The organism is Rhizobium sp. BK418, assembly GCF_004341105.1.
Lineage (GTDB): Bacteria > Pseudomonadota > Alphaproteobacteria > Rhizobiales > Rhizobiaceae > Rhizobium.
The window spans coordinates 22,919-34,733 of record NZ_SLZK01000007.1; the positions used below are offsets into that span (position 1 = coordinate 22,919).

The following is an 11,815-nucleotide window of genomic DNA, read 5'->3' on the forward strand; positions in this document are numbered from 1 at the left end:
CTCCTAGAACCGCACCCAGGGGCCGAAACGTTCAAATGGCAGCCCGAGCCCATAGCTGAAGACCGCCACCGAAAAGACCGCCAGCACCAGCGAAAGGCCAAGCGCCATCAGCACGGTCATGCGGGTAGACGCAAAGCAGGCGATGAAGGCGGTCAGGAAGATTGCAGGCGCAAAGCCGAGCCCGCGCACAGTCAGCCCGAAGAAGATCGGCGCCGGAAGAATGAAGAGCATGCCGCGCCAGGCGAACGGCTCGATCGGCTCGCCCTGGACCCGCACGGCCTGAACGAGAATAATGAGACCAAGCAGAACGAGGATGCCCGACAGGACGAGCGGGAAATAACCAGGCCCCATGCGCAGCGCCGTGCCGATTTCGAGGTCCAGCGACTGATAGGCAAAGAAGGCACCCGTTGCGGCGAGCAAGGCGCCGCAGATGATATTAGTTGTGTCGAAACTGAGGGATTTCATAACGTCTCCTGGAGTTGGAGATAAAGCGTCGCGGCTGATATCGGGGACTGCGCAAACACCCTCCTGCCGACCGGGAGGAGGGTGCTGATGTCGCAGTCGGACTCAGTCTGCGTATTCGCCGGCAGCTTCGATGACGGGCTTCCAGCGAGCGATTTCGCTCTCGAGCTTCGCCTTCAGTGCGGCCGGCGTCGCATCGGCTTCGGATGAGGGAGCCGTTCCGAGTTCGGCAAAGCGGGCTGCGACGTTCGGATCCTTCAGCGCGATCTGCAGCGACTTCGACAAGCGCTCGTTGATTTCGGCAGGCGTGCCTTTCGGCGTGTAGATGCCGTGCCAGATACCCACTTCGAAGCCGGGCAGGCCGGCTTCGACGGCGGTCGGAATATCCTTGAGCACATCGAGGCGGGCCGGCGAGGTAACGGCATAGGCCTTGATCGTGCCGCCCTGGATCTGCTTCGTCGTATTGGTCGTCTGGTCGCACATGATATCGACCTGACCGCCGAGAAGGTCGGTCATGGCGGGGCCGGTGCCCTTGTAGGGAACGGTTGTCAGTGGCGTCTGAATGGCGCTCATGAACATCATGCCGCAAAGATGGGATGCCGCACCGATACCCGCATTGGCAACGGTGACCTTGTCTTTGTTGGCCTTCACATACTCAACCAGCCCCTTGAGATCGGCCGGCTCGAAATCCTTGCGGGCGACGATCGTCATCGGAACATCGGTGACGAGTCCGACATATTCGAAGGCATTCAACGTGTCATAGGCAAGCTTGCGGTAAAGCGTGGCGCTGGTCGCCATGCCGATATGATGCAGCAGGATCGTGTAGCCGTCCGGATCGGAGCTTGCGACGCGACCGGCGCCGAGCGTGCCGCCTGCTCCGCCAACATTTTCAACGACGATCTGCTGGCCTAGATCCTTCGACATGGATTCGGCGACGAGGCGCGCGACGGTATCAGTCGGGCCGCCGGCGGCGAAGGGCACGACCATGGTGATGGTGCGCTCGGGATAGGTCTGGGCCGAAGCGGTGTAGGCGAGAAGCGAAATGGCAGCAGCGGCGGTCACGCCGAGCATTGCCTTCAGGATTTTCATCGTTTTCCTCCCTGATGAAAATGGGTCATTCGCCGGTGCATCCTCCGCACCGGCTTGGATACTCCATTTGCAGGCCAAGGACTTGCAGCCGCAATCTCGGCACGAAGAGAGGAATGATGATTTTGCGACAGTGCGCCGCAGCATGGGTTGATTTGGAAACAAATGGTTAAAGCGATGGGTGGAAATCCACCCATCGCCCTTGCGTCACCGGTTCGGCGGCAGAACGACCTCGCCCGTTTCCAGGAGCGATTTGAGGTTGGACAGAATTTGCGGCCATCCGCCGGAGACTGCACCAATGAATTTGGAACCTTCGACCGGAATCGAATGCGTCAGCGTCAGCTTGACCGCCTCGCCGACCGGTTCGAGCTCCATCACGCACTGGGAAAACCCTTCAGCCTTGAGCTCTGGCTTGAACTCATTACGCCACTTCAGGACCAGCCTTTTGGGCGGATCGAATTCGAGGATTTCGCCGGTATCGGTGACGGTTCCATCGGAATAACGCATCTGCCAAGGGGAACCGACTTTCCAATCAGTCTCGAACTGCACGCCAAGCCAGAATTTCTTCATGAATTCCGATGTCGTGAGTGCCGACCAGAGCTGCTCCGGTGTGGTGCGGATATAGGTGACGTAATTGAATGCGCTGCCAGCCATGATGATGCTCCTTTTGGTCAAGGCTTGGTCACACCCTCGCCGGCAGACCGGACGATTCATTCGCCGCCGCTGCCTTCGAGGCTCTTCTTGAGATCGGAGAGCGCCTCTAATGCACGGCGCTCGAATTTGCTGATCCACCGGTCTACGATCTCGTTGATCGGAACCGGATTGATGTAATGCAGTTTCTCGCGTCCCTGCCGGCGCGTGGAAACGAGGTTTGCTTCCTCGAGAATGCCGAGATGTTTCGTCACCGCCTGACGCGTCATCTCCAGCCCTTCACACAATTCGCCGAGCGTCTGACCATTGCGCGCATGCAGGCGATCCAGCAGACGTCTCCGGCTACCGTCCGCCAGAGCCCGAAAAACCGCGTCTTCATCCATATCAATACGGAACCATTTGGTTGCCTGTTGTTATTTTATATGCAACCAAATGGCTGCCTGTCAAGGCATGAATCAAGTCGGCCTGAAAACAGGCGATCACATCGAAAATTGGGTAGGGGATCAGGGCTCGCGGCGCATCTCGCCGGCCATCTCATTCGCCAGCAGCTTCTTGTCGAGACCGTATTTCTGCATCTTCTCGTAAAGCGTCTTGCGCGAAATGCCAAGGGATTCATAAACCGGCTTCAGGCTGCCGCCATGAGCAACGAGCGCGCTGGCAATCACGCCGCGCTCGAATTCGGCCACGCGCTCGGCAAGCCCCGCAGCCTCGGCCTGCCTGCTGCCGCCATCGAGGCCGAGCACGAAGCGATCGGCGGCATTGCGCAATTCACGAACATTACCCGGCCAGTCCCGCTGCGCAATGTCGGAAACCACATCCGGCGGCACGAGCATCTCGTCCTTGCCGTAGCGCGCTGCCGCCTCCCGCACGAGCTGCAGGAAGAGCAAAGGAATATCGGCCCGGCGCTGAGAAAGCGACGGCACGTGAATGGTTGCAACATTCAAGCGGTAAAAGAGATCGGCGCGGAAGCGGCTCGCGGCGACTTCCGCCTCCAGATCGACCTTGCTGGTCGCGATAAAGCGCACATCAAGTGGAACGATCTCGTTCGAACCCAGCCGCGAAATCATCCTCTCTTGCAGCACGCGCAAGAATTTCGCTTGCAGGTCAACCGGCATGGAACCAATCTCGTCGAGCAGAATGGTCCCACCCCGCCCATGTTCAAACTTGCCGTAGCGCGGCCGGACTGCACCCGGAAAAGCGCCGGCCTCATGCCCGAAAAGCTCGCTCTCGATGAGGTTCGCCGGGAGTGCCGCGCAATTGATGGCAATGAAGGGCCGATTTGCCCGTGCGCTTATATCATGCAGCGCACGCGCCACCACTTCCTTACCCACACCTGTATCGCCCACGATAAGTGTATCAGCGTCGCTCGCTCCGATCGCGCGAATACGATAGCGCAGGTCGACCATAATCTGCGTGCGGCCTGGCAGCCGTGCCTCGATATCGTCACGCTTGCCGGCGACGGCCTTCAGCAACCGGTTCTCCAGCACGAGACTGCGTCGCTCCATGGCGCGGCGGATGACGCCGGCGAGCATCTGCGGCGTGAACGGCTTTTCGATAAAGTCATAGGCGCCCTCGCGCATCGCCTTGACGGCCAGCTGCACATCGCCGTGGCCGGTGACGAGAATGACCGGGACCTCAGTATCGAGTTCGCGGATCTTCTGCATCAGCGTCATGCCATCCATACCCGGCATGCGGATATCGGTGACGACGACACCAGGAAAACTATAGCCGATCAATTCCAACACATGATCGGCGTTGGAAAAGGTCTCGACACTAAAGCCGGAAAGCTCCAGCGCCTGCGCCGTCGAACGCCGCAACTCCTCTTCATCGTCGACGAGCAATATCTTCTGTTCGTTCATTCGGCCGCCTCCGGCATCATGCCCGCCGCGGCCGAAAGCTCGATACGGAATACCGCCCCGCCCTCCTGATGGTTGGAGACGGTCAGGCTGCCGCCAAAATCCTTGATGATGTTGTAGGAGATGGAGAGACCGAGCCCCAGCCCCTTGCCGACGCCCTTGGTAGTGAAGAACGGGTCGAAAATACGCTCGGCAATCGCCGCCGGCACGCCCGGCCCGTGATCGCGTACGGTCAGGATCACCCTGCCAGCCTCTTCGGATGCCGAAACCTCGATGCGCCGATCCTCCAGTCCCTCAACAGCGTCGGCCGCATTCGAAATCACGTTGACCAGCACCTGCTGCAAACGCACGGAGCCGGCCTTGACCACCGGCGGCCGCGCTCCGAGATGCAGCCAGAGATCGGCATCGGCCGCCTTCAGGCGCCAGGCGATGATCTCCAGGGTGTCGCGGATCGCCTGCTCGAGCGGCACGGGACCGAGCTTCTCATTCGGCTTACGGGCGAAATTGCGCAGGTGCCTGCTAATGGAGGCCATGCGGTCGATCAACCCGCCGATGCGCTGGATATTGTCCTGCGCTTCTTCCGTACGACCTCGTTCGAGCAGAACGGCTGCACTGTCCGTATAAGTTTTGGCGGCGGCAAGCGGCTGGTTGAATTCATGCGAGAGTGCTGCCGACATCTGCCCGAGACCGGCAAGCTTGCCCGCCTGGATAAGATCCGCCTGCGTCTGCCGAAGCTGCTGTTCGGCGAGCCGCCGCTCGGCGATCTCCTCCTCGATACGGCTGTTGACGCGGGCAAGGTCGGCTGTGCGCTCATCGACTCGCCGCTCCAGCTCGTTCTGCGCCTCGGCCTGCAACTGCAATCGCTCGGCGAGCCGCATTCGCCGCTGCCGAAGAATGGCAAATGTCAGCGCAGCAATGCAGAGAATGAGGAAGACGACGACCAGGGCAGTTCGGGCCTGCGTGCGGATGGAGCTCGTGTCCATCAACACGTTTACCGTCCAGTCTTCGGCAGGCATATAGTGCGAGAGGACGAGATATTCGTTTTGCCCGAGACCGCTGGCGAGGGTCATCAGATCATGATCCTCGAACCGATGGCGGATGACCGGTAGTTCGACGAGCTTCGCATTGGCATAACGCCGCGATGCCTCGGTGCGCGCCACGCGATCCGCACTCAAAGGCAGGATCGCCCCGTAGAGCCAGTCGGGACTATCGGACATGAAGATGATGCCCTCGGGGTCGGAGACGAAGATGCGATACTCACCACCGCTCCAGGAGGATTCAATAACATCGATATCCACTTTGAAGACGATGACGCCCCGGATTTCCCCATCGACCGAGATTGGCGAAGAGAAATAATAGCCGCGCTTCAACGATGTGGTGCCGAGCGCATAGAAACGAGCCTGATGCCCCCCAATCGCCTCCTGGAAATACGGACGGTAGCTGAAGTTTTCGCCGATAAAACTGCCGGGACTGTCGTAGTTGCTGGCGGCGATCGTCTCGCCATCCGGCTGAACGACATAAATATCTGACGATTTCAGCAGCCCGTTGATTTCCTTGAGGTAGAGATTGGCACCCTTACGAAGGGACTGGTCATCTGGTCGGCTCACCAGCTGCTTGATATCGTCGTGATCGGCAATCAACGCCGGCAGGGCTTCATAACGGCTGAGATGGCCGCTCAGCGCCGCGACGGCAAGTCTCAACGCCGTGCCCGCTTGCGCCGAAGCTTCGCCCATATAGGCGCGTGTAGCAACCGCGCTCCCGTAATAAAAGAAAGCGAAAACAAGCAAGGGTGCGACGCAAAGTGCCGCAATGACACGATAGCGCGAAGACAGTGTCTCGCTCCTCCCTTTCCGCCTCCGCTCCCCGTGGAGGCATAACCCGACGGCTCCAAGTGTAATGAGCGCGGTCGGGATTTCCAAGAGGCGCCAAAACTTGACACCTGTCAGATGCAGATGTCTGATTGCTGCACTGCAAGGAGACCGCCATGAGCGAAGACCGGATCCCAGAAGATAGCAAGCTCACGACATCTAAGCGCCGCTGGGCGGCAGAAGGAAAGTTCCTGACCGGCCGCATCAGCCGCCCGGAAACAGAGCGCCTGCCGCCGGGTCAGCATCTGGTCAAGAACTGGCCGGTCCTCGATCTCGGCCAGCAGCCGGTCATTTCCATCGAGAGCTGGCGACTGGAGGTTCGAGGCCTCGTCGAGACGACGCTGGACCTCGATTGGGCAGCCTTCCAGGCGCTAGAGCAAAGCACCTTCGTCAGCGATATCCATTGTGTGACCACGTGGTCGCGCTACGACAACAAATGGAAGGGTGTCTCGACCCGCGACCTGCTCGATCTTGCCATGCCGAAAGCCGAAGCCAGCTACGTCATGCTGACCAGCTATGACGGTTACACGACCAACCTGCCGCTCTCGGATTTTGCCGCCGAAGATGCCATTCTCGCCACATCATGGGAGGGCTTGCCCCTCAGCCCCGAGCACGGCGGGCCGATGCGCCTCGTCGTGCCGCATCTCTATTTTTGGAAAAGCGCCAAATGGCTGCGCCGCATCGATCTGCTGTCGGCAGACAAGGCAGGTTTCTGGGAAAAGAACGGCTACCACATGTATGGCGATCCATGGCGCGAGCAGCGCTATTCTGAAGACTAAACCCTGAGAAGTCGCTTAGCGCCAAAGAAGCCGAGAGCGAGCAGCGCTGCAAATCCGGTGAACCAAGCCATGCTCGCCGGATGCAGCGGAATTTCGCTCCAGCGCGGCCGAACCACATCGCCGGTGTTGAACCCCTCGCCGCTGAACCGGCACGTCACCAGCGAAAGCCCGCGTCTGACCATGTCGACATCGACCGCAGAGGCGATTTCACCCGCGGCAGCAGCCTCCTGCGGCATGTCGCGCATAGCGAGCAGTACGGCCTTGGTCGCGGCGAGATAGGCATGGGCGCATTCATTGAAGGGGCTTTCCTCATCCGTCACGCTGCCCGGCACCCGGCCCCAGAGACAGTAGGAATACTGGATTTCAGCATAGTTCAGCACGCGCCGGAAAGGCTCATTTGTATCGACCGCGCTTGCGGCGAGATCCATGATATGGCCGCGATAGTCGGCAATCACAGCCATTTCCCCGTGAGATATTTCGGGCACCGGCAACCCGGCATGGCTGCCTTGGCTCCCGCCTCCATGCGCGGATGCGCCGGCCGCGATCAGCAGCGCAAGGCCGAAACAAAGGAGAGGGAATCCGTTTTTCATGAGACGTCCAAAGTCCAGACGCAGCGAACCGCAGAACGATAATCCTCGTAAGGAAGGAGGGAGCCGCAAGCCCCCTTTCCGCTACTTATCGAAAGGCCGGGCGCGGCCCGCTCTTCGCGCCGAGCCGCTTCTCCGCCATCGCCCCGAAAGCCAGGCCGAGAACCAACCAGAGGATCATATGCATGCCTAGCGTGGTCGCGCGGAAGCGCCATAGCACCATGGCAGGGAAATTCTCCGGCACTTCGTTGATCGACGGCAGCAGATATTCCACCAGACCGATAAAGCCGACGAAGAGGACGCCTGCAATGATCGCCGCATTCCAGACGCCGTAGCTTGCCGCCAACCTGCGCGCAATCGCAATGGCCGCGATCAGCGAAGCAATCGAGACGACGATCATCAGGAAGAACAGCTCTGTGCGCGCACCGATCGTATCCGAATTGCCGACCGCCGGCGGATTGGCCGGATATTTGATTGCTGGGATGATGACGAAGGCGACGAAAGCGGCGGCGGCAATGACGGCCGAAGTGCCGCGTGCCGAAAGATTGCTGAAGCGGCCGTGCACGAAGGCAAAGACCAGAGCAAACAGCCCGCCGATAGCAACGCTATAGGCCATCACTCCGATAAAGAGCCCAGGCCCCGCCTGGGTGGCGCGGCTGACGATTTCGGGTTCTGCGGCCTCGCCGGCAGCTCGAGCCGCGGCCTCTTCGAAGGTGATGGCCGCATCGACGAGCGGCTCGCCGAAGAACCGCGCAAAAGCAAAAACCAGGATACCGGCAATCGCGCCCGCGATCATGCCGCGAAGCAGAAGATTTCCAACCATGTGAAACACTCCCCTGAAGCATGTCTCGCAAAAGAGTTCAGTTTTGCGATGACGACATGCAAAACAAAAACCTAAAGCGTATCGAGCGGATCTAAAAGAGCGCGCCGCGCTTTAGTGGCAGGGGAAGCCGAGAAGGTGGCGGGCGTCATGCACGAATTCGTGCACATACATGCCGTTGAAGAGCGCCATCGCGCCTTCTTCCGTACCGACGAAATAGATGGTGATGAGCATCAGCAGGCCACCGAAGATCGCCCAAGGCAGAATCTCGCCGAGTGGGATAACTGCAGGTGCTGCGGCGGGTGCAAAAGTGGTATCAGACATGTATTCCTCCTGGAATGACGCGTTCAGTCGAAAATCTTGCGTGCAGTAGGGTCTGACTTCCAACGCGAAGAATTTCGACACGCTGGTCACAGTGGCGCGACCGCGCCGGAGTTTCACCGGCTTCCAAACCCGCAACGTCACGGTTATATCTGCACGCCAAAGACACTGTCAACGAAACTTCATATGCGGGCGGAGCCATCCCGCCCTATCTCAGGAGGGCGCCGCGAAACGTGACCACTCGCCTTACATGGATCTGCCACGGCGCCACGTCCGCCAATCGGACCGCTTCCTTCCCGGCAGATGAGCCGCTGGAGGAAAAGGCGCTGAGCGAGACAGCGTTGCCGATACCAGGACGAGCGGATAGGGTATTCGTCAGCCCGGCGCTGCGAGCCCGACAGACGGCCGAAATGCTGGGCTTTGACGCGATCCTTGCTCCCTCTCTCAGGGATTGCAATTACGGTCGCTGGGCGGGAAAGCCGCTGACCAGCCTTCACTCCGAAGAGCCCGAAAACGTTGCGCTCTGGATGTCCGATCCCGATGCTGCGCCACATGAGGGCGAGAGCCTGCAACAGCTTGGCAAACGCATTGCAGGCTGGATGAACGAGGAAATGCCGCTCGGCGGGCATGTTGTTGCGGTTACGCATGCAGCCGTCATCCGCGCCGCGGTCCTGAATGTGCTAAAAGCGCCGCCCGCCGCGTTCTGGACCATCGATGTCCAACCTCTCGGCGCGGCGCGCATGACGCACGACGGCCGCCGCTGGTCGCTACGTTTCTGAATAATCCTCGTAAATTAGTCCAGCCTTACACAAGCAAACACGGTCATCCATACTGAACCCGGAATTCCGGGCTCTACGTCCTTCCCCGAGGAGACGAAAAATGACCTATGACTGGAGTGGGGAGCGCACGCGGCGCATTCGCATCGTGCGTATCGCAACTATCGTCGCCGTTCTCATCGGCGTAGCGATCAGCCTGCCATTGCTGATCAACGTCGCCTGAACTGTCAGAATACGTCAAAGGCGAGCGTGCCATAGCCGCTCGCCTTTCTCCCTTCACCCACAACGGCCATGAAAGGCCAGGTCAGTGTTTGCTGCCCCTGGGTATTGCGGTGTTGGTGATCGATACCGGATCGCTGGCGGGAAAAGTACCTTCAAGTCCTTCGTCCAATTGTTCTTCCATCGCCTCCTCGTCACCCCGTGAACGGGCATTCCTTAACGCAGATGGCCGCTCGTTATCGCCCTCGCGGATTGGCGCCGTGGCGAAGCGGCTCATAACCTCCCGCGCCTTTTCCACTGCATTCAGCCGATTCAATTGCTGTCCGCGATCGCTCCTGATCTGCACGGAGACGACTTCGCCGCCGTCGCCCACGAACTCGACCGTAAAACCACCTTTGCCGCCGTAGGCGGGAATAACCTGGGTGCCGACAAGTTGCATGAGATCGTCCTCTCTCCTGGATGGTTCCGGAAAACGACTTGAGCAGCACATTGGTTCCGCTCAGGGCGAGCGGATGCTATCAACCTTCAACTCCACCCGTAGAGACGCATGATCAGAGGGCGTAATCCTTCCGCACTTCGATCCCCGCGATCCGCCCTGGATTGAGGCATAAAGCATCAGGCGACTAGAGGTTCAAATTGCCGGTAACATTCGGCGTTTCTTGCAACATGTCAGAGGCTGTGCAACCCAAATGCACGTGCTTGTTTCGATGAATTCTCAAGCACATGGCACATTCCCCAACAATTCGCCTTCAGGTTTCAATAAACACTTCAGACTTTCATGATAGTTCCGCCGCGGGTGGAGATGGAGACACTGATGCCGAAGTTCTTCAGGACGAGGGCGGGAAGGCAATGTCTGATGATCATGGCGCTTGGTGCGGCGCTATGGATTTCAGGCGCCCTGCTTGATGTCGATAGCTGGCTCGTCATTTTCATGAACAGCTTTGAGAATTACGGTGCCGATAAGTTTGTGCTCGCCCTCGGCATCGCCGGCGCGATGAGTTTCATCTACTCGGTGTTGCGCATTGCAGATCTTCGCAAGGAGATGCAGCTTCGCGATGCCGCCCAGACGCGCGCCGACTGGATTGCCACCCACGACCACCTGACCAAGCTTCCAAATCGCTACGCCTTCGAACGCAAGATCCTGCCCAAGCTTGCCGACAAGGAAGGCGATATTCCCGACGAGGCCAGGAACAACGTCACTATCTTCTCCGTCGATCTCGACGGTTTCAAGAAGGTCAACGATCTCGTTGGTCACAAAGGCGGCGACGTTCTGCTTGTCGAAGTGGCCAAGCGCATCTGCGCGCTGGGTAATGCCGACTGCGTCTATCGTTTCGGCGGCGATGAATTCATCGTCATCGCCCTTGGCCTCACCGCAGCACGCGAGGAGTGGTTCGCCAAAATGCTCATCCACGCGGTCACCCGCCCCATCCCGATCGATGGCTTTGCCGTCGAGGTCGGCGCCAGCGTTGGCTACGACCGCTGGAACGAAGGTGCAGAGCCGCTGGAGGATGCTGCCCACCGCGCCGACCTTGCCATGTACGAGGCGAAATCGCGCGGCCCCAATCACCAACTGATCTTCGAGCCGTCCATGCAGGGCAAGGTAGCGGAACGCGCCTCGCTGGAGACCAAGCTGCGCAGCGCCATTCAGGCCAAGGCGATCAAGACCCACTACCAGCCGCTGATCGATCTGAGGAGCGGCAGGCTCTGCGGCTTCGAGGCGCTGGCCCGATGGACTGACGAAGACGGCATGAATATTCCGCCTCCAGTCTTCATCGGCATCGCCGAAGAAACCGGCATGATCACCGAACTGTTCGAAAATCTCCTCACCCAGGCCTGCAACGACGCCCTCGCCTGGCCTGATCACGTCAGGCTTTCATTCAACGTGTCGCCTGTGCAGATGGAGGACAAGCTGCTTGCCTCCCGCATTTTCAAGGTACTTGCGGCAAGTCGGCTGCCTGCCAGACGGCTGGAAGTGGAAATCACCGAAAACGCGCTGATCCAGGACCCGGCAATCGCCGCCCATATTCTCGATGAGTTGCATGAGGCGGGCGTGCAGATCGCGCTCGATGATTTCGGCACGGGCTATTCGAGCCTCGCACAGCTCGCCCGCTACCGTTTCGACAAGATCAAGATCGACAAGAGCTTCATCGCCACCTGCCGGGAAGATGAGAAGCAGGAAAAGATCGTCCGCGCCATGCTTGCCCTCGGAAAAAGTCTCAACATCAAGACGACCGCAGAAGGTGTCGAGGAACACTCCCAACTCGCCACTCTGCTTCAGCTCGGTTGCGACATCGGCCAGGGCTATCTCTTCGGAAAGGCGATGCCCGCAACCGAAGCGGGCATCTTCATCAGCAATCAGAATGTTGGTCTGGCCTCCACGGCCTGAGCGA

General features: G+C 59.5%; 13 protein-coding genes and 1 riboswitch. Of the genes, 3 read left to right on the forward strand and 10 right to left on the reverse strand.

The features are described from left to right. Positions 1-3: 3 nt before the first annotated feature. The 6 genes from EV281_RS24515 to EV281_RS24540 all read right to left on the reverse strand — a co-directional run bounded on the left by EV281_RS24515 (position 4) and on the right by EV281_RS24540 (position 5,788). Positions 4-465: a tripartite tricarboxylate transporter TctB family protein gene (locus tag EV281_RS24515; protein ID WP_132656878.1), complete on the reverse strand. Its 462-nt coding sequence runs from the start codon at positions 463-465 to the stop codon at positions 4-6. A 102-nt stretch (positions 466-567) separates the two neighbouring features. Beyond that, positions 568-1,551: a tripartite tricarboxylate transporter substrate-binding protein gene (locus tag EV281_RS24520; RefSeq protein WP_132656879.1), complete on the reverse strand. Its 984-nt coding sequence runs from the start codon at positions 1,549-1,551 to the stop codon at positions 568-570. Between the two features lie 204 nt (positions 1,552-1,755). Beyond that, positions 1,756-2,202, reverse strand: coding sequence for an SRPBCC family protein (locus EV281_RS24525; RefSeq protein ID WP_132656880.1), 447 nt, complete (start codon positions 2,200-2,202; stop codon positions 1,756-1,758). Between the two features lie 56 nt (positions 2,203-2,258). Next, on the reverse strand, positions 2,259-2,582 hold the full coding sequence (locus tag EV281_RS24530; RefSeq protein WP_132656881.1) for a metalloregulator ArsR/SmtB family transcription factor: 324 nt from the start codon (positions 2,580-2,582) through the stop codon (positions 2,259-2,261). 120 nt (positions 2,583-2,702) lie between these two features. Continuing rightward, positions 2,703-4,058 carry a sigma-54 dependent transcriptional regulator gene (locus EV281_RS24535; RefSeq protein WP_132656882.1) on the reverse strand — a complete coding sequence of 452 codons (1,356 nt, stop codon included), beginning with the start codon at positions 4,056-4,058 and terminating at the stop codon, positions 2,703-2,705. After that, positions 4,055-5,788 carry a sensor histidine kinase gene (locus EV281_RS24540; RefSeq protein ID WP_245508353.1) on the reverse strand — a complete coding sequence of 578 codons (1,734 nt, stop codon included), beginning with the start codon at positions 5,786-5,788 and terminating at the stop codon, positions 4,055-4,057. Before EV281_RS24540 ends, EV281_RS24535 begins: the two co-directional genes overlap by 4 nt. 251 nt (positions 5,789-6,039) lie before the next feature. Here EV281_RS24540 and EV281_RS24545 point away from each other — a divergent pair, with 251 nt between their 5' ends. Next, entirely contained in the window at positions 6,040-6,702 is a 663-nt protein-coding gene (locus tag EV281_RS24545) for a sulfite oxidase-like oxidoreductase (RefSeq protein WP_132656883.1), read from the forward strand. On the opposite strand, the gene EV281_RS24550 is transcribed toward EV281_RS24545, so the two are convergent. From EV281_RS24550 to EV281_RS24560, 3 genes are all read right to left on the reverse strand, one after another. Beyond that, the gene (locus EV281_RS24550) at positions 6,699-7,292 is read right to left on the reverse strand and encodes a hypothetical protein (protein WP_132656884.1); all 594 of its coding nucleotides are present in this window, start codon (positions 7,290-7,292) and stop codon (positions 6,699-6,701) included. The genes EV281_RS24545 and EV281_RS24550 overlap by 4 nt on opposite strands. A gap of 85 nt (positions 7,293-7,377) precedes the next feature. After that, positions 7,378-8,112: a CbtA family protein gene (locus EV281_RS24555; protein WP_132656885.1), complete on the reverse strand. Its 735-nt coding sequence runs from the start codon at positions 8,110-8,112 to the stop codon at positions 7,378-7,380. A gap of 111 nt (positions 8,113-8,223) precedes the next feature. Next, entirely contained in the window at positions 8,224-8,433 is a 210-nt protein-coding gene (locus tag EV281_RS24560; protein WP_132656886.1) for a CbtB domain-containing protein, read from the reverse strand. 50 nt (positions 8,434-8,483) lie between these two features. Next, positions 8,484-8,558, reverse strand: a riboswitch (cobalamin riboswitch). Positions 8,559-8,663: 105 nt separating this feature from the next. On the opposite strand from EV281_RS24560, the gene EV281_RS24565 reads away from it, so the two are divergent. Beyond that, entirely contained in the window at positions 8,664-9,209 is a 546-nt protein-coding gene (locus EV281_RS24565) for a histidine phosphatase family protein (RefSeq protein WP_132656887.1), read from the forward strand. A 301-nt stretch (positions 9,210-9,510) separates the two neighbouring features. Here EV281_RS24565 and EV281_RS24570 read toward each other — a convergent pair whose 3' ends face one another. Then, positions 9,511-9,864, reverse strand: a complete 354-nt coding sequence (locus tag EV281_RS24570) for a hypothetical protein (protein WP_132656888.1) — start codon at positions 9,862-9,864, stop codon at positions 9,511-9,513. A gap of 375 nt (positions 9,865-10,239) precedes the next feature. Between EV281_RS24570 and EV281_RS24575 the strand changes: the two genes are divergently transcribed. Further along, positions 10,240-11,811 carry an EAL domain-containing protein gene (locus tag EV281_RS24575; protein WP_132656889.1) on the forward strand — a complete coding sequence of 524 codons (1,572 nt, stop codon included), beginning with the start codon at positions 10,240-10,242 and terminating at the stop codon, positions 11,809-11,811. Positions 11,812-11,815 lie beyond the last annotated feature (4 nt).

Coding starts and splice junctions, on each gene's coding strand:
- EV281_RS24515 (WP_132656878.1), bottom strand. CDS start 465: ATGAAATCCCTCAGTTTCGACACAACTAATATCATCTGCGGCGCCTTG.
- EV281_RS24520 (WP_132656879.1), bottom strand. CDS start 1,551: ATGAAAATCCTGAAGGCAATGCTCGGCGTGACCGCCGCTGCTGCCATT.
- EV281_RS24525 (WP_132656880.1), bottom strand. CDS start 2,202: ATGGCTGGCAGCGCATTCAATTACGTCACCTATATCCGCACCACACCG.
- EV281_RS24530 (WP_132656881.1), bottom strand. CDS start 2,582: ATGGATGAAGACGCGGTTTTTCGGGCTCTGGCGGACGGTAGCCGGAGA.
- EV281_RS24535 (WP_132656882.1), bottom strand. CDS start 4,058: ATGAACGAACAGAAGATATTGCTCGTCGACGATGAAGAGGAGTTGCGG.
- EV281_RS24540 (WP_245508353.1), bottom strand. CDS start 5,788: ATGGGCGAAGCTTCGGCGCAAGCGGGCACGGCGTTGAGACTTGCCGTC.
- EV281_RS24545 (WP_132656883.1), top strand. CDS start 6,040: ATGAGCGAAGACCGGATCCCAGAAGATAGCAAGCTCACGACATCTAAG.
- EV281_RS24550 (WP_132656884.1), bottom strand. CDS start 7,292: ATGAAAAACGGATTCCCTCTCCTTTGTTTCGGCCTTGCGCTGCTGATC.
- EV281_RS24555 (WP_132656885.1), bottom strand. CDS start 8,112: ATGGTTGGAAATCTTCTGCTTCGCGGCATGATCGCGGGCGCGATTGCC.
- EV281_RS24560 (WP_132656886.1), bottom strand. CDS start 8,433: ATGTCTGATACCACTTTTGCACCCGCCGCAGCACCTGCAGTTATCCCA.
- EV281_RS24570 (WP_132656888.1), bottom strand. CDS start 9,864: ATGCAACTTGTCGGCACCCAGGTTATTCCCGCCTACGGCGGCAAAGGT.
- EV281_RS24575 (WP_132656889.1), top strand. CDS start 10,240: ATGCCGAAGTTCTTCAGGACGAGGGCGGGAAGGCAATGTCTGATGATC.